We start from the raw sequence: 19,778 nt of genomic DNA on the forward strand, positions 1-19,778 counted from the left end.
AAACCAACAAAAAAAAAACCCCAACGCGGGGAGAGGCCACCCGGGAGGGGTGCCCCCCCGGGTTTTTCGTCCGGGAGGGGGGGGGGAAGGCCCCCCCCCCCCGGTCCACCGGTCACTCGTCGAAGGATCCGTGACGGCCCGCACCGCCCCCGAACCGTTCGGCCCCGGCCTGCGTCTCCCCCGCGGTCAGTGGCACCAGACCGTGCCGGTACTCCGCGGCCAGCGCCTCCGGCTCGCTCAGACCGTGCTGCTCCCGCACCGACAGCCGGTCGTGGCGCAGGCACAGTTGCGGGAACGCGGCGATCTCCCGGGCCAGCCGCTCCGCCGCGCCGCGTGCCTCACCGGTCGGGACGATCCGGTTGGCGAGCCCCATGGCATACGCCTCGGCGGCCGGGACGGGCCGCCCGGTGAGGATCATGTCCATGGCCCGGCTCTCACCGATCAGCCGCGGCAGCCGTACCGTTCCGCCGTCCACCAGCGGCACACCCCAGCGGCGGCAGAACACCCCGAAGACCGCGTCCTCCTCGGCCACCCGGAGATCGCACCAGAGGGCCAGCTCCAGGCCTCCGGCCACCGCATGACCGGAGACCGCCGCGATGACGGGCTTGCCCAGTCGCATCCGGGTCGGCCCCATCGGCCCGTCGCCGTCGGCCAGCACCTTGTTGCCCCGCTCCGTACCGATGCCCTTCAGGTCTGCGCCCGCGCAGAACGTTCCGCCCTCGCCCCACAGCACGGCGACAGACGCGTCCGGATCCTCGTCGAACTCCCGGAAGGCGTCGGCCAGTCGGCTCGCGGTCGGCCCGTCCACGGCGTTGCGGACCTCGGGCCGGCTCAGGATCACCGTGAACACGGCGCCGTCGCGCTCGATCCGCACGGCTGGTCGTTCACTCATCGTTCGGCCTCCCACAGTGGCTGACGCGGGGACGGCGGAGGACCCCGCCGGCACAGCTGATTCATGCGATTCTCACGCAACCGTTCTACGGTGGGGCGCGTGACCCAGATGAGCCCTCCCGGCTGGCACCCAGACCCCGGGCATACAGGAATCGGCCCCATCCACGAGCGCTGGTGGGACGGCACCCGGTGGACCGACCAGCTCCGCGTGCCGCCCGCCGTGGTCCGGCGCCGCCGGACGCGCATCGGACTGGGCATCACCGCCGGTGTGGTGGTCCTCGCCGCCATCGGGGGCGGCGTCTTCCTTCTGTCGGACAAGTCCGGCGGCACGGACGAACACGCGGCCCCGGCCCCGTCCACCGCACCGTCGCAGGCTCCCGGCCGCGGGCCGGGCGCGCCCGGCGGGGGCGGCGGTGAGAGCAGGGGCCCCGAGCGGCAGATGCCGCAGACCGAGGACGGCTACGCCACGGACCTGACCAGCGGGATCGGTCTGCCGGTGCCCGACGGCTGGAAGGGCAGCTCCGGTATCGCCGGCGCGGGAGTGACCACGGGTGATTACCCCTGCCCCGGCGACAAGTCCGAGCAGTGCGTGCGCGGCGGGGTGTTCTCCATGCCCGCGAAGGGCCTGAAGCTCGACACCACGACGGCGAAGGCCACGGCGGAGAAGGACATCTCCGCCAATGCCACGGAGTCGTACGGCGAGAAGATCTACGGCGGCATCACCTCGCACCAGGAACTCAAGTCCGAACCGGTCACCGTGGCCGGTGAGCAGGGCTACGTGGTGCGCTGGAAGGTGGTGACGAAGAGCGGTGACGACGGGTACGTCCAGTCGCTGGCCTTCCCGTCGCCCCGCTCCAAGGACATGCTGATCGTGGTCCGGTCCGGCTTCGACATCAGTGCCAAGGCCCCCGCGCTCTCCGTCATGGACGACATCACCAAGGGGATCAAGGCCGCCTCGGGAACGGGTTCCGGTCCCGGGACCAACGCGTAGGGCCCGTCACCGGACGGGCACGGTGGCCCGCCCCCGTACATCCTGGCGTGAGTACGAGGGCGGGTCGAGCTGAGTACGTCGTCCGATCCAGCGGCGGGCGGCCGCTGGTCGAATGACTGTCATGCTTCCTGACGCACCGCTCCGCCCCCGTATCCAGCAGGTCACCACAGCCGGCACGACCCTGGCGCTCTCCCTGGCCCCACTGGTGATCGGCGTGCTGCTCGCCAAGACCATGGCGACGGATCCGATGACTCCGGTGAACGCGCTGGCCACGCGGGGCGGGCAGGCCGTACCCGTCTCGCCCGCGCAGTGGCGTGGGTGCGGCAGGCAGGCCCTGCGGCACTGGAAGGGCCCGCTGCGGTCGGGCGGGCGCCCCGGCGCCCTTGTCCGGCGGTGTCCCGGGGTCCGGCGCGCGCGTCGCCCGGAACGGCTGCCGGTCGAGCGTTGAGAAGCCGCCGGACCCGGTGTCAGGCCCGTCGGCAGTGCAGGAACAACTGGGGCTCGGCCACCGCCGCTTCGTATTCCGGCGTGAAGAGCGTGCTCTGCTCCCACAGCACCGAGAAGCCGGCCTCGGCGACCAGCTCGGTGAACTCCTCCGGAGCGAAGCTCGTGGCCCGTACCTCCTGCCCCATGAAGACGACGTCGAAGTCCTCCACGTCCAGCGGCACCGTGGCCACGACCAGATGTCCGCCGGGAACCAGCAGCCGCCCGAGTTTCCGCAGGAGCCGGGACTGGTGTTCGCGGGACATCTGAAGCAATGAGAAGTACGCGCAGACCGCGTCGAAACTTCCCTCTTCCAGGGGAAGTTCGTGGATGTCGGCGCACTCGAAGACCGCGCCGGGAACCTGCCGGGCCGCCAGTTCGACCATGACCGGTGAGACATCGACCCCCAGCACGTCGTGCCCGGCCTCGGCCAGGGTCAGTGCGGTCGGCCGCCCCGTTCCGCTGCCGACGTCCAGGACCCGGCTGTGCGGTGCGAGATCGCCCAACAGCCGGTGCAAGGAGGCGCGGTGGGCGGCGGATCCGCCGAATGCCCGCTCGTAGTCGGTGCCCAGTGCGTCGAACACCGTGGCGGCGGCGAGGCCGTGATCCTCGTCCATCGATGCGGTTCCTTCCCTTGCCCCCTGCGGTCCACCGGATCGTTTCATCATTCGCCGCCGCCTTCAACGTCCTTCCCTGGCACGGCACATGAGGAATGGGGACGATACACGCATCGGCGGAACGGGAGCGCAGCACGCCCGCTCCCCCTGGCAGCGGCGCCTCGAAATCCGGTTCCCTGCCCGCACCGGTGTTCACTACACTCGCCACCAATCGCACGCCGCGACAACACTGCGGCGCGCACCGTGACGAGTGAGGGGAGACCGGCCGTGCGCTACCGCACCGCTGTCGTCGTTCCCCCGTCGCGGTACGAGGTGATCCTGGTGTCTTCGTGCGCCCGGTACGGGCTGCGCGGCCCGTACCGGCCCCCCGGTACGAACAACTGACCCAGCACTGCCCGGTGTTGATACGAACGGGCGGCAGCGCACCGGTGTGACGCACCGCCTCAGGGGTCTTCGCCCGGCCTGATCACAGGCCGGTTCGTCCGGAAATCGCGCGCCATCCCGTTCCGGATCATTCCGAAAGGCCATGGGCCGTGCGTACCGAACTCCACCGTCAACCCGCCAGTCCGCTGACCGCCGTCCGCAATCTGGGCATCCTCGCCCATGTCGACGCGGGCAAGACCACGGTCACCGAGCGGATCCTCTACCTCACCGGCGCCGTCCACAAACGGGGCGAGGTCCACGACGGGACGACCGTCACCGACTTCGACTCCCAGGAACGCGACCGCGGGATCACCATCTTCGCCGCCGCGGTGAGTTGTGACTGGGACGGTCACCGGATCAACCTGATCGACACCCCGGGCCACGTCGACTTCTCCGACGAGGTGGAGCGCTCGCTGCGGGTGCTGGACGGCGCGATCACGGTGTTCGACGCCGTCGCGGGCGTCGAGCCGCAGAGCGAGTCGGTGTGGCGGCAGGCCGACCGGCACGGGGTGCCGCGGATCGCGTTCGTCAACAAGCTCGACCGTGCCGGCGCCGACCTCGACGCCGCGGTCGCCTCGATCAGGGACCGGCTGCGCACGGTCCCGCTGGTGGTCCAGCTGCCGATCGGGGCCGAGGACGGATTCACCGGGGTGGTCGATCTGCTGCGCATGCGTGCGCTGGTCTGGGCCGACGATCGCGACACCTACGAGGAGGGGCCGGTGCCGGACGAACTGCGCGAAGAAGCGCGGAGGCGCAGGCGGCTGCTCGAAGAGACGGTGGCGGAGCTCCATCCGGCCGCGCTGGAGGAGTTCTGCGCGGAGTCTTCGGTCTCCGAGCGGACTCTGACGGCCGCGCTGCGCGACCTGACCCGTACCGGTGAGGCCGTCGTGGTGCTGTGCGGCTCGGCCTACCGCAACCGGGGGATCGAGCCGCTGCTGGAGGCCGTCGTGGCCTATCTGCCCTCGCCGCTGGACGTGCCGCCGGTACGCGGCACCCTGGACGGCGCGGTGCAGGAGCGGGCCGCCGACCCGGCGGCGTCGTTCGCCGCGCTGGTGTTCAAGGTGAACTCGACGGCCACGGGACGGCTGACCTTTCTGCGGGTGTACTCGGGAACGATCAGGAAGGGGGACACCGTGCTGGACGCGGGGGCGCGGCGCCACGAGCGCATCGGGCGGATCCTGCGGGTGCAGGCCGGCCGGCACTCGGACGTGGACACGGCGGTGGCCGGGGACATCGTCGCGGTGATCGGGCTGAAGGCGGCCCGCACCGGGGCCACGCTGTGCGCGCCCGCGGCGCCCCTGGTCCTCGAACCGCCGGCCTCGGCCGCCCCGGTCGTCTCCGTGGCGGTCGAGGCCCGCCGGAGCACCGACACCGAACGGCTGGTGACGGCGCTGGCGCGGCTCGTCGAGGAGGACCCTTCGCTCACGGTCCGTACCGACCCCGAGACCGGGCAGACGGTGCTTTCGGGAATGGGGGAACTGCATCTGGAGGTCGCCGTGGAGAAGATCCGGCGTGCTCATGAGCTGGAGATCGGTGTCGGCAGGCCGCAGGTGGCGTACCGGGAGACGGTCGCCCGCGGGGTGTCCGGGCTGGCGTACCGGCATGTGAAGCAGGACGGGGGCGCCGGCCAGTTCGCCCATGTCGTCCTCGACGCGGAGCCGTTGGAGGCCGGCGGTGACCTGGACGGCGACAACGGCGGCGATGCCGGGTTCGTGTTCCGGTCGACCGTCGTCGGTGGACGGGTGCCGCAGGAGTACGTCCGGGCGGTGGAGGCCGGCTGCCGGGACGCACTGGCCGAGGGCCCTCTCGGCGGGCACCCGGTGACCGGGCTGCGGGTCACGCTGACCGACGGAGCCACCCACTCCAAGGACTCCTCGGAGATGGCGTTCCGCACGGCCGGCCGGTTCGCGCTCCGTGAGGCCTTGCGCGCGAGCTCGATGGTGCTGCTGGAGCCGGTGGCGGAGGTCACCGTCACCGTGCCCGACGACGCCGTGGGCGGGGTCCTCGGCGATCTGGCCGCGCGGCGCGGCCGGGTCTCGGGCTCGACCGCACGGGCGGGCACGGCGGTGATCACGGCGACCGTGCCGCTGGCGGAGCTGTTCGGCTACGCGACCCGGCTGCGCAGCCGGACCCAGGGGCGGGGAACGTTCACCACCCGTCCCGCCGGCTACGCCCCGGCGCCGAATCCGGTGTCCCCGGGGACACCGGCCCGGTAACGACCGTGCCGGTCCCTCCCGTTCGCGGGCGGGGCCGGCGCGGCCGGGCCGTCGCCGCGGCCTCCCGTTCCCTCACGCCGGGCTACGGGTGCGCCGGGATCACGCAGTCGTCCTCCCGCGCGGGAGCGTGCCCGGTCGGCCAGGCCACCCCCTCGAACGTCAGCCGTTTCGAGCCTGGTTCGAGATGGACCACGGACAGGGCCTTGTTGTAGGGGTTGCCCGCGTTGGTGAGGCATATCCAGCCGCTGGCTCCGCGCACGCGGAGATCGGCGTTCAGCTTCCCGAGGTCCTTGCGGATCCGGTCGGCCGAGGGCACTTCCTGCCCACTGGTGTGGACCGCTCGCGCCAACGCCCTGGACGCGGTCAGGACGACGTCGTACGTGACGATGGTGCGCCCGTCGTCGAGGTACACGTCGCCGATGGCTCCGTCCTGTTCCGTGATGCCCTGCCGCAGTGTGTCCATCGCGTCCTGGGCCTCCCTGAGATAGAGCGGCGGCTGCTGTCCTCTCCGCTTCGGGTCCTGCTGCCACCTCCGCAGCTCGATGCTCCAGGCGTCGGGGTGCGCCGGGGCGGCGTAACGGATGGTGACGGACGGCTTGCCGGATCCCGGATCGCCCCGGAGCAGGGCGCGGTGTCTGTCGTCGAGGCGCTGGTCGAGTGTCGTGGCGTCGGAGCCGGTGATCACCGTGTACGACTTCTTCTCCCGGCAGTAGGTGGTGGCCAGTTTGTTGACGAAGAGCTTCAGGTGGAGGGCTCGGCCGGCGAAGTAGATGACGTGGGCGTTGGAGCGGCAGATGTTTCCCGCGAAGTCCTCGAACTCGTTCGGGGTGACACCGGCCTCCTCGACGCCCGGGGACTCGAAGCGCATGTCCTGGACCCCGCCCTGCCCCTTGCCCGCTCTGGCTTCGGCGAAGGCGTCCCGCAGGGAGCGGTTGTAGTCGTCGCCCGGCCGGTCGTCGGCGACCAGGGCCGTTTCCGCCCCGGCCAGGTCCGGGTCGAAGGCGAGGAGTGCGCGGGCCTGTTCCTTCGTGGTGGACACCGCCCGCGCGAGGCCGGGGAAGGGAACCGTTTCCTTGCCTTCGGGGTTGGAGAAGTCATCGGCCGTCACCACACTGGCGACGGCCGGGAGCTTCAGCGTATTGGTCACATACGTGAGCGCTTCCTTGGTCGTCGTCAGGCTGAGGTTGAATCCGGCGACGGCCCGCAAGTCGGGTTCCTGGTGCTGGAGTTGATCGACCGTCTCCTTCCATCTCCCGTAGCCCTTGCCCGGGTTCGCAAGGACGAGGCGGATGGGCGGCTTCGCGGAGTCCACCCCGTTGGCCCCGGCCTGGGCCAGGTAGGCGCCCTGGACCTCGCTGAGGATCTGACGCTGCACCGCAGGGTTGTCCGACTCCATCGGGATGAGCAGAGCGACGGTCGCGTGCTCGGCACCGGCGACCGCCTTGTTCTGTTCCGCGATACGCGCGAAGACTTCGGGCATGCCGTCGACGGAAGGCATGAACACGCCCGTGCCGTCGGAGACGCCCAGGCATTCCGCACCGTGCACCTCAAGGCCGTTGCCGCAGCTCTCCGGTTCACGGAAGAAGCCGTAGTAGGTGCCGAGTCCGGCCGCGGCGAGCGCCAGCGCCGTGACCACGGCCGTCACCGGCCCCAGGATGCGGCGGCCCGGCCGGAGTCCGGGCCGCGGGTCGGGCGCTTCGTCCAGGGTGACCTGGACCAGACGGCTGGGCAGCGGCGTGGAAAGGCCGCGGCTCCGCTCCTCCGCGACGCGCACCCGCTCGGCGAAGCGCCCGCCGAGCGCCTCCGCGAGGCCGTCCGCCGGCACGGGCGGCTTCGCGCCCGCCGTGGGAGAGGCCCCGCCGGGCTGCGAGGTGGTGATGACCACGGGGTACACGCGCAGGGCGCGGGACTCTCCGTCGTACGCCTCGATGAGCCGGTCCCGGATGATCCGCCGCGCGGGCACGGTGTCCACGTCGGGCAGCAGGAGGACGGGGCGGCGCGCCCTGTTCAGGCGGCGGACGACACCGTAGTGCGCGTCGATGTCGGCGAGCAGCGCCTCGACGAGCAGAAGCTGTTTCGCCGCCGCGGGCTCGCTCCGCAGCCGTTCCAGCTCCTCGCAGACCGCCTCGAAGGTGCGCTGCCGGGGAAAGCGCCGGGTGCCGTACCAGCGGACCGTCCGGTGGTGGGGAAACCTGAACGCGTTGATCACCTTCAGGACGAGCCCGACCAGCCCGCCGCCCATGCGCTCATTGACGTACGGGTCGTCCAGGAGGGGATCCAGCCGGGGGCGCAGTTCGGGCAGGGTCTGCCGGCGCTCCTCGGTGATCGCCTCCCTGATCTGCCGCTTCAGGTCACCGATCCGTCGCGGGTGGGACTGTGTGGGGACGGGCTGCCATTCGTAGAGCGCCGTGCGGGCGGCCGCGAAGCGCGGGAAGACTATGGGCAGGCCATGAGCGACTCGCCCGCCGTAGCCGCACCCCTCGGTCATCGCCTGCAACTGCTCGACGACCAGGCCTTCCTCGTCCTGCCCTGCCTGGACATCGCTCGGATTGTTGACCGGCACGATGCCGCGGTAGCTCCTGAGCAGAGCACCGAGCCACTGCCTGACAGGGGCGGGAACACCCTCGACCTGGACGATGAGCGCACCCGATCTGCGCTCGAAACGCACCCTCTTGCGGGTGAAGCGTTCCCTGAAGGTCAAATGCGCCAGAACACCGTCCAGCCCCATCCGTACTCCCCGTTGTCGGAGGGCTAATCGGCGATCACTATAGTGTCAAGTGGGCCGGGAAATACGGAAGTTGGACTTACGGCAACTTCCGATGAAGCAGTACGGCAGGAGCGCGCCGACGACTCGGCTCAGCATCTCTCGGATTTGAACCTGCGACCCCTTGACCCCCAGGAGTAAAGGTCAAGGGTATTTTCTGGATAGCGGACTTCGTCCGGGCGCAGGTTGTGCGCGCGAGGGTCCGTCGTGCGGCGTCGCGCAGACCGTCTGGTCCCCAACTGGTCCCCAGAGTGCCCGTGCTGTTTCGCCATCAGGATGTCGGTGCATACGCGGCAGTCGAGGAGTGGGCTGCCTCCACTCGTTGCGGGGCCGGGCTTCCGGCGAGTCGTCGGGGGTCACGTACGCGGGGGCGGCCACGCAGATCGTGACTGAGGACGGATCGCGGCCGGCGTCGGCGGCGGCCTGGCGGACGGCCTTGACCATCCGCTCGGTCAGGAAGGGGCCGGCGAGCTGGAGCGGCCTTCTGTCCGGCGACATCTGCCTCGGCACCGGCGAGGCAGCCACGGCGAACGGTTTCACAGCAGCCGATCGTCCACCGACACCGTCGCCAGGCCCGCCGGGCCGTGGACATGGAGGACGGTGCCCGTCGGGGTGGCGCTGGCCGCCAGTGCGTGGACTGGGGCCCCGGTGAGCAGGGTGTGTCGGAGATCTCCGGTCCACGGGTCCCGGATGCGGACGCCACCGGCGTCGCCGGAGGCCAGTAACGTGCGGCCGTCGGGCAGATTCAGACCGGTCAGGGCCAGAGTGTCCGGGGAGGCAAAGGTGGCCAGCGGCGTGCCGTCGACCGTGTCCCAGACGTGGATGGCGGCGTTCGTCGAGGCGGCGAGCAGAAACCGACCGCCGTGGGCCGTGAAGGTGCACAGGCGCTGGGGTTCGAGATGGGGGCGTGGCAGGATCAGAGCGCCGATACGGTCCCCAGAGGTCACGTCGATGAGGGCGATCTCATTTCCGGCCCAGTGCGGCGACGACGACCCGTTTGCCGTGGGAGCGCGGTGGGAGGGCGACGAGCGAGCCCACCCATTCGACCTTCGGGTCGAGTACGACGGCCGAGGCCACTGCTTTGCCCTCGTCTGGGTCCCACGTGACGCAATGGAGTATTGAACGGCCTCCCGTGATGACGAATACCGGTGGCCCCGCGGGTGTCAACGCGATACACGAGGGCTTCTTGTCCAACTGCCCGCCGAACAGGGTTGTCACAGGACGCCCGGACGCCTAGTCCCAGGTGGTCCACGAGTCCCGCCCCGTGACAGCCACCAGTGCGGTACCAGGCGCAGACGGGAGTGACCGGACCGCGACGACTGGTCCGGCATCGAGGCGCCTCAGGGGCTTTCCCGTCGCCGCGTCGTGGATGTCCAGGCCCACGAGGCTGCCCAGGGCAAGGACGGCCACGTCCACGTTCTCGCGCGAGTAACGAGCCCTGCACAGAGGCCACATGTCGCGTAGCCCTCTCGGCGTCGATGGCGGCCGATTCCGCCATCCCAACCTGCGCTCGTCAGGCTCGGCCTCGACCTCAGCGTCGAGGTCCCAGATTCTGACGCCTTGCGGCCCCGCTGACACGATCCGCCGGGCCGCGCCATCCTCCAACACCGCGAGGGCGTCGACACTCGGGACGTCGGCCTCGAAGGACCGCTCCTTGCCGGTGTCGAGGTCCCGTACGACGATCCGGCTGCCCACGGCGTGGGCGAATCCCCTGCCTCCCGGCAACGCCACCGCGCCATGGCCTCCCCGTGGGATCCGCACCACCTGCTCACCCGTGAAGGGGTCCCACACCTGGCTGCGACCACCACGCGACCACATCCACCGCCTCCGCGAAGCCCTCCACAAGCTCCACACCCCCGGACACACGAAAGGCCGCCCTCCCATGGATGAGAGAACGGCCTCCGACCTGCGTTTCCACACAGTCGGGACGACAGGATTTGAACCTGCGACCCCTTGACCCCCAGTCAAGTGCGCTACCAAGCTGCGCCACGTCCCGATGCCCGCCTGACCTGGGGTTTCCCCCTGGCTGAACGCGCATGAGAACAATACCGCACTCGGGCGGGTGGTCACGAACGCCTTTACCGCTTGACCTCAACCAAGCTTGATGTTCAACGCTTGTGCCATGACGAACACCACCGCCGCACCGAAGCGCGACTACCGCGACATGAACCGTCTGATGAGCCTGATGACCGGGGACGAGAAGCACGGCCCCGCAGCGACCTCCACCCTGGACGCCCTGTGGGTGCTGTACGACCGGGTGCTGCGGGTGACGCCCGGCACCGTCGACGCGCCCGGTCGCGACCGGTTCCTGTTGTCCAAGGGGCACGGGCCGATGGCGTACTACGCGGTCCTGGCCGCGCACGGTTTCTTCGGCGAGGAGCTGCTGCCGGGGTTCGGGGCGTACGACTCACCGCTCGGGCACCATCCGGACCGGATGCTGGTGCCGGGGGTCGAGATCGGCAGCGGGTCGCTGGGGCACGGGCTGCCACTGGCCGTGGGGAGCGTGCTGGGGTTGCGGGCGCAGGGGCTCCCCGATCCGCGGGTGTGGGTGCTGATCGGGGACGCCGAGCTGGACGAGGGCAGCAATCACGAGGCGCTGGCCTATGCGGGCCCGGCCGGGCTGGAACAGCTGCACACCGTGGTGATCGACAACGCGTCGTCCTCGTACGCCCGGCCCGGCGGGATCGCGGCCCGGTTCGAGGCGGCGGGCTGGTCGGTCGGCTCCGTCGACGGACGGGACCACGAGGCGCTGTACGCGGCCTTCACCGCGCCGCACCCCGGACAGCCGCGGGCCGTGGTCGCGCGCGTCGACCCGAAGGACTGAACGCACCGCGCGAAAGCCGGGGACCCGAGTACACCGAGCCTGCACGACACGAGAGGGACACTCCACATGGACACGATGCGTGACCGCTTCATCGCCACCACGTCACAACTGCTGGACGAGGACCCGCGCCTCGCCCTGGTCCTGGCCGAGATCAGCCGGGACGGCTTCGGCGGGGCAGCGCGGGCCCATCCGGACCGGGTCATCAATGTGGGAATCAGGGAGCAGCTGCTGGTCGGCGCGGGCGCCGGGATGGCGCTGACCGGACTGCGGCCGATCGTGCACACCTTCGCCAGCTTTCTGGTGGAGCGGCCGTTCGAGCAGGTCAAGCTGGACTTCGGCCACCAGGGAGTGGGCGGGGTGCTGGTCAGCGCCGGAGCTTCGTACGACTGGCCGGCCGGCGGATTCACCCATATGTCGCCGGGCGATGTCGCGCTCCTGGACACCCTGGACGACTGGACCGTTCATGTGCCGGGCCACCCGGACGAGGCCGAGGTGCTGCTGCGGGAGGCCGCGGCCGGGGACGGCCGGGTGTATGTGCGCCTGTCGGTGCAGTCCAACGACCGGGCGCGGCCGGTCGGCGCGGGGAGCGGGTTCACCGCGGTGCGGGAGGGGACGGGCGGGGTGGTGATCGCCGTCGGACCGATGCTCGACAACGTGCTCGCCGCGACCGACGGGCTCGATGTGACGGTGCTGTACGCGACAACGGTGCGCCCGTTCGACGGGGACGGGCTGCGGCGGGCGGTCGGTGGTCACGGAGTCGCCGATGTGGTGATCGTCGAGCCGTATCTGGCGGGCACGTCCACTGCTGCCGCCAATGACGCGCTCGCCGAGCTGCCGCACCGCGTGCTGGGCCTCGGAGTGGGGCGGGCCGAGCTGCGCAAGTACGGGGAGATGGACGAGCACCTGGCCGCGCACGGCCTGGACGCGAGGGGGCTGCGGGAGCGGATCGGCGCCTTCCTCCGCCGCTGACCGGGCCAAAGCCGCCGGTCGGCTGACCGGCGGCGTTCCGGTGCCGGTGTCACCCTCTCCCGCCGGGCGGGCTCGATGCCGCCCGGCGGGAGAGAGGGAACCACTACGGGTGGACGAGCACCTGGGACAGTGCCACGCGTCCGGTGCCGGACGTCACGATCTTCACCGTGCGGGTGCGGCTGTCCAGGTCCAGGACCGTCGGGCGCAGCGCCTTCCCGCTGACGTGGACCGTTCCGTCGTCCGTGACCACGTCGAAGTCGGCGGTCGTGGCGGAGGAGTTGTTCCAGATCTCGATCTGACGGACGCGCTGCACGGCGCCCAGGTCGACCTGCCACCAGGCGCCCGCCTCGGAGAGCGTGCGGGTGTCCGTGTTGGTGTCGCCGTCCAGGGCGAGCGCCGCGCCCGCCGTTCCCTCGGTGGAGGACTGGGTGGCCGTGCCGGTACGGGCCAGGTCGGTGCGCAGTTGCTCGACCGGACCGCCGTGGGCGCCTGCCCGGCGTGCGACGGCGAGGGCCTCGGCCGGCAGCCGGTCGAGGCCGGTGAGGTTGTCCGTCATGACCGAGCCCGTGCCGCCGAGGGCGGGCGCGGCGGTGTCGGTCCAGTTGCCCCGGGCGGTGTTCTGGATGCCGTAGTCCGCCCAGTTCGAGACCCACTTGTAGCCGATGCGGGTGATGACGTTCTTCTCGACGACGATGTGCGAGGACTGTTCGTCGAGGTAGATGCCGTTGCCGTCGCGCTCGGTGTTCCCGAAGGCGGAGCGGTTGATGTAGTTGCCGGAGACGACCGTGCCCGGCTGTGCGCCCTGGGTGTAGATCGCCCCGCCGTCGTGCTGCTCCTGGGCGACCTCCATGACGTGGGTGATCCGGTTGTTCGTCACCTTGTTGTCGCGCAGGACGGACTTCTGGGACTCGGGCTGGTTCCAGCCCCAGCCGACCGAGATCCCGGAGTACGGGAGGTGGTCCAGGCTGTTGTGGTCGACGGTCAGCCCGGCCTCGTACCCGGCCCAGATGCCCACCGAGTCGGTGAACTCGACGCCGGAGCGGGTGATGGTGTTGTGCGCGACGGTGTTCCGCTCCCCCGCGAGCGCCGCCGACGGCATCGGCTCGGTGTCGCCCACGTAGACGGCGCCCGAGGAGAGGTCGGTGAAGGAGGAGCGGGTCACCGAGCTGTCCTTGGTGCCCGCTTCGAGGATCGCGCCCGCCCCGCCGAGCCGGCTGAACCGGGCGTTGTCGATGCTGACGCGCTGTCCGCGGCGGACGGTCACCGCGGCCGACGGCTTGGTGTAGAAGCGGCCCGCGTGGTCGACGGGGCCGGTGGCGCCGGTCAGGGTGAGACCGGCCTGCATGCCCGCGTAGCCCTCGTCGGTGCCGGGCCGGCGGTACGCCGCGTACGCGAAGCCGATTCCGCTGACGGTGACGTCGTGGGCGCCGTCGACGACGAGCAGCTGTTCGGTGTGCGGGGTGACGGCCCGCGCATGGCGCATGTTCTCGCCCTTGCGCGGCAGGTAGGTGACCGTGCGGTCCTTCGAGTCCCAGACGAACTCGCCCGGCTGGTCGAGGAGTTCGGGGGCGTTCTCGAAGTGGGCGACGCCGCTGTAGCGGGTGGAGTCGACCGTGGTGGAGTCCCAGGCGGGTCCGGTGCGGTCGGTGCCGCTCGACGAGTTGGTCCAGCAGGGCTGGGCGAAGGTCATGACATCGCCGTTCACGCCCGTGATCCGGCAGTGGTAGTTGCGCCAGCGGACCCGGATGACGGCTTCGGCGTCGGTGGGGCGCTGCCACTGGGCGATGCCCGTGGCGACGGCGCCGGTCATCCCGGTCTTCGTGGCGTCGCAGGTGCTCGCCGCGCAGGCCTCGCCGCGGGCGCGGGTCGCGCGCCTGCCGTCGATGAAGAGCTGGCGGGGGTCGGCGCCGGCCGGGACGTCGGCGGTCCAGGTGCCGTCGGTGTTCTGCCGCCAGCCGGTGATGTCCTGTCCGCCGGAGAGGACGGGGCGGGCGCCGGGGGCCGCGGTCCAGGTGACCGTGCGGCCGTTCTTCCCGGAGTCGGCGGGACCGAGCTCCAGGGGCTGGTCGAGCTCGTACGTGCCGTTCTTCAGGAGTACGCGCACGTCGCGGCCGGTCTCGGTGCGTGCCTGGTCGCGGGCGCCTTCCGGGGTGCAGGGGCGGGCGACCGTGCAGGAGGTGCCATGTCCGTCCGGCGCCGCGTACAGGGTGCGGGTACCGGGGGCGGCCTGGGCGGCCGGGGCCGCCAGGAGCGCGGCCAGGACGGCGGCGGAGGCGGCAGCGGCGGTTCCTCGTACGACGTTCAGGGAGCGGCGGTTCACGCGGAGGCCTTCCAGTCGGGGTGGCCGGGCATGGGCGGGTTCACGGCTCCGAAGAGCCAGTCGCGCAGGAACGGGTCGAGGGACTTGTCGCCGGTGACGTCGACGGTGTGCCGGATGAACGCCTCGCTGGTGTATGTGGAGTCCTTGAAGCGCTTCACCCACTCGCGCATGACCCGGTCGAACTTCCGCTGACCGATCCGGAGGCTCAGCGCGTACAGGACGAGGGCGCCGCCGTCGTAGATGTTGGTGCCGCCGAGCGCCTTGGGCAGTCCGGGCGGCCCGTCGGCGGCGCGGACCGCGTCGAGCTTCTCGTACGTCGCCTTCATCTTGTCCTCGAAGACCGACCAGCCGCGCTCCTCGCCGTACAGACCGGCGTAGTACACGGCGGGACCCTCGTTGAGCCAGGCCTGCTGCCAGTCGTTCGGGGTGACGGAGTCGCCGAACCACTGGTGGACGAGCTCGTGGACCATGGTGGTCTCGTAGCCGGGCTGCCCGTCGGCGTTGAGCTTGAACCAGTTGGTGGAGAAAAGGGAGAGGGTCTGGTTCTCCAGGGCGTCGGTGTAGCCGTCGTAGATGTGGACGCCGTAGACGGAGAACGGGTAGCGGCCGAACTTCGCCTCCAGCCAGGCCAGATGGTCTGCCGTGCGGGCCACGATCGGGCCGTACTTGTCCTCCTGGCCCTGCGGGACGATGTGCCGCAGGGGCAGTCCGCGGTGGCCGGTGCCGTACAGATAGGTGCCCTTGACGACGGCGATGCCGATGAGTTCGGTCGCCATGCGCTCGCGCAGGGCGAAGTGCCAGACGGTGGAGCCGTCGGCGCGCGGGGTCCTGTGGAGCAGTTCGCCGTTGGCGGCGGCGACATAACCCTGCGGGGCGCTGATGTGGAAGGTCCACGTCGCCTTGTCGGACGGCGTGTCGTTGCAGGGCAGGAAGGTGTCGGCGCGGGAGGACTGGGCGGCGGAGGCGAAGCCGCCGTCGGTGCCGAACTTCCAGCCGGTCAGGCCGAGTCGGGGCGCCTTGCCGTTGCCCCGGTAGCGGACCTCGGCGGTGAACGCCTGCCCGTTGTGGAGCGGGCGGGCGGGGGTGACGGTGAGCTCCTGGCCGCTCTTGCCGGGCGAGAGCGCCCAGGTGGCGGGGCGGCCGGCGACGGTGACGGCGTCGATGGTGTGGCCGTCGGTGTCCAGGTTGAACGCGGAGAGGTCCTGGGTGGCCTTGGCGTTGATCCGCACCACGGCGGTGAAGTCGTAGGTGACCGGGGTGAAGTCGAAGGTCAGGTCGTAGTGGACGACCTGGTAGCCGCCGTTCCCGAGGGTCGGGAAGAGCGGGTCACCGACGCCGTCCGAGCCCGGCTTCGGGTCGAAGCCGTGCGACCGGGCGGAGGCGGGCGAGCCGAGGGCGGGTACGGCGACGGCCGCGGCCACCGCCGCGCCGCCGAGCTTCAGGGCCGAGCGTCGGGTCGTCACTTCTTCCCCTTCTGGAAGGCGTCCTCGAACTCGCCTCGGGCCTGCTCGCCGCCCTTGGCCAGGTAGTCCTTGACGAGCTGGTCGTAGGCGGACATGGGCTTGCGACCGGAGATGATGTCCTTCAGCGCGTCGCCCTTGAGCGTGTTGAGGCTGCCGGAGCCCTTGGAGTCCCAGGTGGGTGAGGAGTACTGGAGCGTCGGGTCCGGCACCATCATGGGGATCATCCTGGTGAAGGCGTCGTGGACGTGGCGGACGCCCTGCTCCGAGTCGGCGCTGAAGATCGCCGGGACGGCGGAGGCCATGAACTTCCACGGCACGGTGACGTCCTGGGTGCCCTGCTTGGTGAGCGCCGGGTTGCCCTTGGCGTCCCGGGTGAAGTCCTTGCCCTCGACCCCGTAGTTGATGAGGGTGTACTCCTGGCTGCCGAACGGGGACGCGGCGAAGTCGGCGAGGGCCAGGATCTCCTTGACGCGGTCTCCGGACGCCTTCTTGATGTGGGTGTTCTGGAGCGAGACGTTGTCCATCCAGGCGACGGCGTCCTTGCCGACCGGCACGAGCGGGCGCGGGTCGTACTTCTTGTCGATCGCCTTCATCGAGGCGATGTAGCCGACGCCGGGTGCCAGGTAGGTGGGCATGCCGTCGTAGACGTAGGCGCCCTTGCCGTTCTTGAACATGTCCGTGTACTGGGCCTTCTGCGCCCCGGACATCTGGAGGGTGCCCGGGTAGTAGCAGCCGGCCTTGTACAGCAGCCGCGCCGTCTCGACGGCCTTGCGGTACTCCGGGGTCTCCAGGTCGACGGTGAACTTGCCGGTCTTCTCGTCCAGCCGCCAGAAGTTGGGCGCGCCCGCGGACATGGCGAGCATGCTGGTGGCGCCCGCGATGATGGCGTACTGGTCCTGCTTGGGCCGGGTCAGCTCCTTGCAGACCTCGACGAACCGGTCGAGGTCGGTGATCTGGTCGAGGCTGGTGACGCCGACCTCCGCGAACAGGTCGTGGCGGTAGACGCCCGCGCCACCGGTGCCGGTCCGGGCGATCGGGATGCCGTAGAGCTTCCCGCCGAAGATGGCGGACTGCCAGGCGCCCTTCGGGATCGCGGCCAGGTTCGGGTAGTCCTTGGCCTTGTCACCGGCGAGGTACGGGGTCAGGTCGGCGCACTTGGCCTGGAGGAAGGCGGCCTTGTTGTCGACGCCGCCGCTCTCCGGGTACATGAAGAGGTCGGGCAGGCTGTCGCTGGCGACCATGGTGGAGAACTTGGTGCCGTAGTCGTCCGCGGGGACGGCGGTGATGTTCACCTGGCCGCCGAGGAGCTTCTCGATCTCCTGCCAGGCGGCGTTGCCGCCGCGTGCGGGCGGCGGCGGGGAGAAGGTCTCCATCGTCGCGCTGATCGGCTTCGCCCCCTTGAGCGGGGTGCCCTTCGTGGCGCGCAGCGGCTTGGCCGGGTAGCTGAAGAAGCCCTGCGGAACGCCCGCCGCGGTGCCCGCCAGGTCGGGCTTGAGGCCGATGTTGCGGACCGCGGTGTTGGGCAGCAGCGAGGCGCTCTTGGCCTCTGCCTTCGCGGTCGTGCCGCCGTCGCCGCAGGCGGCGAGCAGCGGGGCGGCGGCCAGTCCCAGACCGACGCCCGCACCCATGCGGAACAGTGCTCTGCGATTGATGGGGGTGGAGCTCGACACCTGAATCTCCTTGAGAGAGGGGAAAGGAAGGAGTGGGGGGCGGTGGCTGCGCTCAGCCCTTGACGGCGCCCGTGAGCACGCCCTTGGTGAAGTAGCGCTGGAGGAACGGGTAGACGCAGAGGATCGGTACGACGGCGATCACCAGGACCGCCATCTGTACGGCCTGCTGCGGGGCGAGCACCTCGCCGGCCGAGGCGGCGTTCAGGCTCTGGCCCTGGAGCACGTAGGTGCGCAGCACCATCGGCAGCGGCCACTTGTCGGAGTCGTTGAGGTACAGGAGCGAGTTGAAGAAGGCGTTCCAGTACGTCACCGCGTAGAAGAGGCTGATCACGGCGAGGACGGCCTTGGACAGCGGCAGGACGATCCGCACCAGGACGCGAAAGTCTCCGGCTCCGTCGACCTTCGCGGCGTCGTACAGCTCCTCGGGCAGGTTCATGAAGAAGGACCGCAGGACGACCAGGTTGAAGGCGCTGACCAGGGTGGGCATGACGAGCGCCGCGTAGGTGTCGTACAGACCGAGGCCCTTGACCAGCAGGAAGTTCGGGATGATGCCCGCGTTGAAGAGCATCGTGAACAGGGCCGTCATCAGGATGAAGCGGGAGCCCGTGACATCGCGGCGGGAGAGCCCGTACGCCATGCCGACGGTGACGAGGAGGCTGGCGAGGGTGCCGAAGACCGTGATGCCCAGGGAGACGATCAGCGCCCGGGTGACGACTCCGCCGGTGAAGATGGTGCGGTAGGCGTCCAGGGTGGGGTGGTCCGGCCACAGGACGAGGCCGGAGCTCTTGATGATGTCGGTCTGCGAGGCGAAGCTCGTGCCGATGACGCCGACCAGCGGGTAGGCGACGGCGAGGACGACCACGACGATGGCGATTGCCTTGGCGGTCTGTCCGATGCGGGTCGGCCGCTCCATCCACGGGGGACGGCCGTCGGACTTCCGGGCGGGGGCGGGGCGGGGCGCCGGTGCGGTGGATTCCGTCGTGGCGCGCGTCTTCTCAGCGGTCAGCACCGCGGTACACCCCTTCGTGGCCGAGTCGGTGGGCGAACTTGTTCGCGCCCAGGACGAGTGCGGTGCCGATGACCGCCTTGACGAGTCCGACGGCGGCGGCGACGCCCCAGTCGTTGTCCTTGATGCCGTGGTAGTAGACGTAGGTGTCGAGGACCTCACCGGCGTCCGGGCCGACCGCGTCCCGCTGGAGCAGGATCTGCTCGAAGCCGACGGAGAGGATCTGCCCGAGGTTGAGGATCAGCAGCAGGATGAGTACGGGGGCGATGCCCGGCAGGGTCACGTGCCACAGGCGGCGTCGCGGCCCCGCACCGTCGATGGCGGCGGCCTCGTACTGCTGCTTGTCGATGTTCAGCAGCGCGGCGAGGATGATGATCGTGCCCCAGCCGGCGTCCTTCCAGGCGACCTGGAGGGTCAGCAGCCAGGGGAAGGCGTCGGGGTCGCTCATCATGTCGTAGCGCGGCAGCCCCAGGCCGCCGAGGACATCGGGCAGGAGCCCGGCACCGCCCAGGATCTGCTGGAAGATCGAGACGATGATGACCCAGCCGATGAAGTGCGGCAGGTAGACGACGCTCTGCACGAAGCGCCTGATCCGGTCGCTGGCGATGCTGTTGAGCAGCAGGGCCAGGGCGATCGGGATCGGGAAGAAGAACACCAGCTGGACGAGGGCGATCTCCAGGGTGTTGAACGTCGCGGACCAGAAGGCCGGCTCGCCGAACGCCGCGGAGAAATTGGCGAACCCCACCCAGACGCTGTGCATGTAGCCGAGGTACGGCTGGTAGTCCTGGAACGCCACGACGTAGCCGAGCAGCGGTACGTAGTGGAAGACGACGAAGTACAGCAGGCCGGGCAGGGTGAGCAGCAGCATCACCCGGTCCCGCTTGATCCGCTGCCAGAGGCTCAGCCGCTGTTGTGCGACAACGGCCCCGGCGGCTGGCGGGGAGGGTGTTTCAGCCATCCGTCGCCGCTTTTCCCGCGGCAACGGGGGTGCTGTTTCAGCCATGGTGCGTCCTGTTCGGCTGGGTGGCGCGTGGTGGGCCTTCTGGGGCCGCAAGTTAGTAAGCGGTTAACCCAAGCGTCAAGAGATCCGGGCAAAAGTCATTGAGCCGCGATGCTCCGGCGGCCGAATCCGGCACATCGA

Annotated in this window: 15 protein-coding genes, 1 tRNA gene and 1 pseudogene; 5 read left to right on the forward strand and 12 right to left on the reverse strand. The window is 70.4% G+C overall.

Features of this window, described 5'->3' with window-relative positions:
* Positions 1-112 precede the first annotated feature (112 nt).
* Positions 113-892, reverse strand: coding sequence for a crotonase/enoyl-CoA hydratase family protein (locus tag ACFV8T_RS41655; RefSeq protein ID WP_385338093.1), 780 nt, complete (start codon positions 890-892; stop codon positions 113-115).
* 108 nt (positions 893-1,000) lie between these two features.
* Here ACFV8T_RS41655 and ACFV8T_RS41660 point away from each other — a divergent pair, with 108 nt between their 5' ends.
* Together ACFV8T_RS41660 and ACFV8T_RS41665 are read left to right on the forward strand one after the other, a co-directional pair.
* Positions 1,001-1,882, forward strand: a complete 882-nt coding sequence (locus ACFV8T_RS41660) for a DUF2510 domain-containing protein (protein WP_385338170.1) — start codon at positions 1,001-1,003, stop codon at positions 1,880-1,882.
* Positions 1,883-2,003: 121 nt separating this feature from the next.
* The gene (locus ACFV8T_RS41665) at positions 2,004-2,330 is read left to right on the forward strand and encodes a hypothetical protein (protein WP_385338096.1); all 327 of its coding nucleotides are present in this window, start codon (positions 2,004-2,006) and stop codon (positions 2,328-2,330) included.
* Positions 2,331-2,349: 19 nt separating this feature from the next.
* On the opposite strand, the gene ACFV8T_RS41670 is transcribed toward ACFV8T_RS41665, so the two are convergent.
* Complete coding sequence (locus ACFV8T_RS41670; RefSeq protein ID WP_385338099.1) at positions 2,350-2,982, reverse strand: class I SAM-dependent methyltransferase; 633 nt, start codon at positions 2,980-2,982, stop codon at positions 2,350-2,352.
* A 533-nt stretch (positions 2,983-3,515) separates the two neighbouring features.
* Between ACFV8T_RS41670 and fusA the strand changes: the two genes are divergently transcribed.
* Positions 3,516-5,621 carry an elongation factor G gene (fusA, locus tag ACFV8T_RS41675; protein ID WP_385338102.1) on the forward strand — a complete coding sequence of 702 codons (2,106 nt, stop codon included), beginning with the start codon at positions 3,516-3,518 and terminating at the stop codon, positions 5,619-5,621.
* 82 nt (positions 5,622-5,703) lie between these two features.
* Here the strand turns inward: fusA and ACFV8T_RS41680 are convergent, their stop codons facing one another.
* The 5 genes and pseudogenes from ACFV8T_RS41680 to ACFV8T_RS41700 all read right to left on the reverse strand — a co-directional run bounded on the left by ACFV8T_RS41680 (position 5,704) and on the right by ACFV8T_RS41700 (position 10,381).
* Entirely contained in the window at positions 5,704-8,349 is a 2,646-nt protein-coding gene (locus ACFV8T_RS41680) for a hypothetical protein (RefSeq protein WP_385338105.1), read from the reverse strand.
* A gap of 369 nt (positions 8,350-8,718) precedes the next feature.
* Positions 8,719-8,862 (reverse strand): annotated as a pseudogene (locus tag ACFV8T_RS41685) (TIGR03842 family LLM class F420-dependent oxidoreductase); the annotation flags it as partial.
* Between the two features lie 59 nt (positions 8,863-8,921).
* Positions 8,922-9,332 (reverse strand): hypothetical protein, encoded by a 411-nt coding sequence (locus ACFV8T_RS41690; protein WP_385338108.1) that lies wholly within the window; start codon positions 9,330-9,332, stop codon positions 8,922-8,924.
* A gap of 286 nt (positions 9,333-9,618) precedes the next feature.
* Complete coding sequence (locus ACFV8T_RS41695) at positions 9,619-10,080, reverse strand: hypothetical protein (RefSeq protein ID WP_385338110.1); 462 nt, start codon at positions 10,078-10,080, stop codon at positions 9,619-9,621.
* A 227-nt stretch (positions 10,081-10,307) separates the two neighbouring features.
* Positions 10,308-10,381 (reverse strand) — tRNA-Pro (locus tag ACFV8T_RS41700).
* Between the two features lie 126 nt (positions 10,382-10,507).
* On the opposite strand from ACFV8T_RS41700, the gene ACFV8T_RS41705 reads away from it, so the two are divergent.
* The gene (locus ACFV8T_RS41705; protein WP_385338113.1) at positions 10,508-11,209 is read left to right on the forward strand and encodes a transketolase; all 702 of its coding nucleotides are present in this window, start codon (positions 10,508-10,510) and stop codon (positions 11,207-11,209) included.
* Between the two features lie 66 nt (positions 11,210-11,275).
* Positions 11,276-12,178: a transketolase family protein gene (locus ACFV8T_RS41710; RefSeq protein WP_385338116.1), complete on the forward strand. Its 903-nt coding sequence runs from the start codon at positions 11,276-11,278 to the stop codon at positions 12,176-12,178.
* Between the two features lie 103 nt (positions 12,179-12,281).
* On the opposite strand, the gene ACFV8T_RS41715 is transcribed toward ACFV8T_RS41710, so the two are convergent.
* The 5 genes from ACFV8T_RS41715 to ACFV8T_RS41735 form a co-directional block, all read right to left on the reverse strand.
* A complete protein-coding gene (locus ACFV8T_RS41715; protein WP_385338119.1) occupies positions 12,282-14,498 on the reverse strand; it encodes a right-handed parallel beta-helix repeat-containing protein in 2,217 nt (738 codons plus the stop codon).
* Positions 14,495-15,961, reverse strand: coding sequence for a M1 family metallopeptidase (locus ACFV8T_RS41720; protein WP_385338122.1), 1,467 nt, complete (start codon positions 15,959-15,961; stop codon positions 14,495-14,497). The genes ACFV8T_RS41715 and ACFV8T_RS41720 overlap by 4 nt, the downstream gene beginning before the upstream one ends.
* The gene (locus ACFV8T_RS41725; RefSeq protein WP_385338124.1) at positions 15,958-17,631 is read right to left on the reverse strand and encodes an extracellular solute-binding protein; all 1,674 of its coding nucleotides are present in this window, start codon (positions 17,629-17,631) and stop codon (positions 15,958-15,960) included. The genes ACFV8T_RS41720 and ACFV8T_RS41725 overlap by 4 nt, the downstream gene beginning before the upstream one ends.
* A 52-nt stretch (positions 17,632-17,683) precedes the next feature.
* On the reverse strand, positions 17,684-18,544 hold the full coding sequence (locus tag ACFV8T_RS41730) for a carbohydrate ABC transporter permease (protein ID WP_385338172.1): 861 nt from the start codon (positions 18,542-18,544) through the stop codon (positions 17,684-17,686).
* Positions 18,545-18,626: 82 nt separating this feature from the next.
* Positions 18,627-19,640, reverse strand: coding sequence for an ABC transporter permease (locus tag ACFV8T_RS41735; RefSeq protein ID WP_385338127.1), 1,014 nt, complete (start codon positions 19,638-19,640; stop codon positions 18,627-18,629).
* Between the last annotated feature and the right edge of the window lie 138 nt (positions 19,641-19,778).

This window comes from Streptomyces sp. NPDC059832, from assembly GCF_042731715.1.
GTDB lineage: Bacteria > Actinomycetota > Actinomycetes > Streptomycetales > Streptomycetaceae > Streptomyces.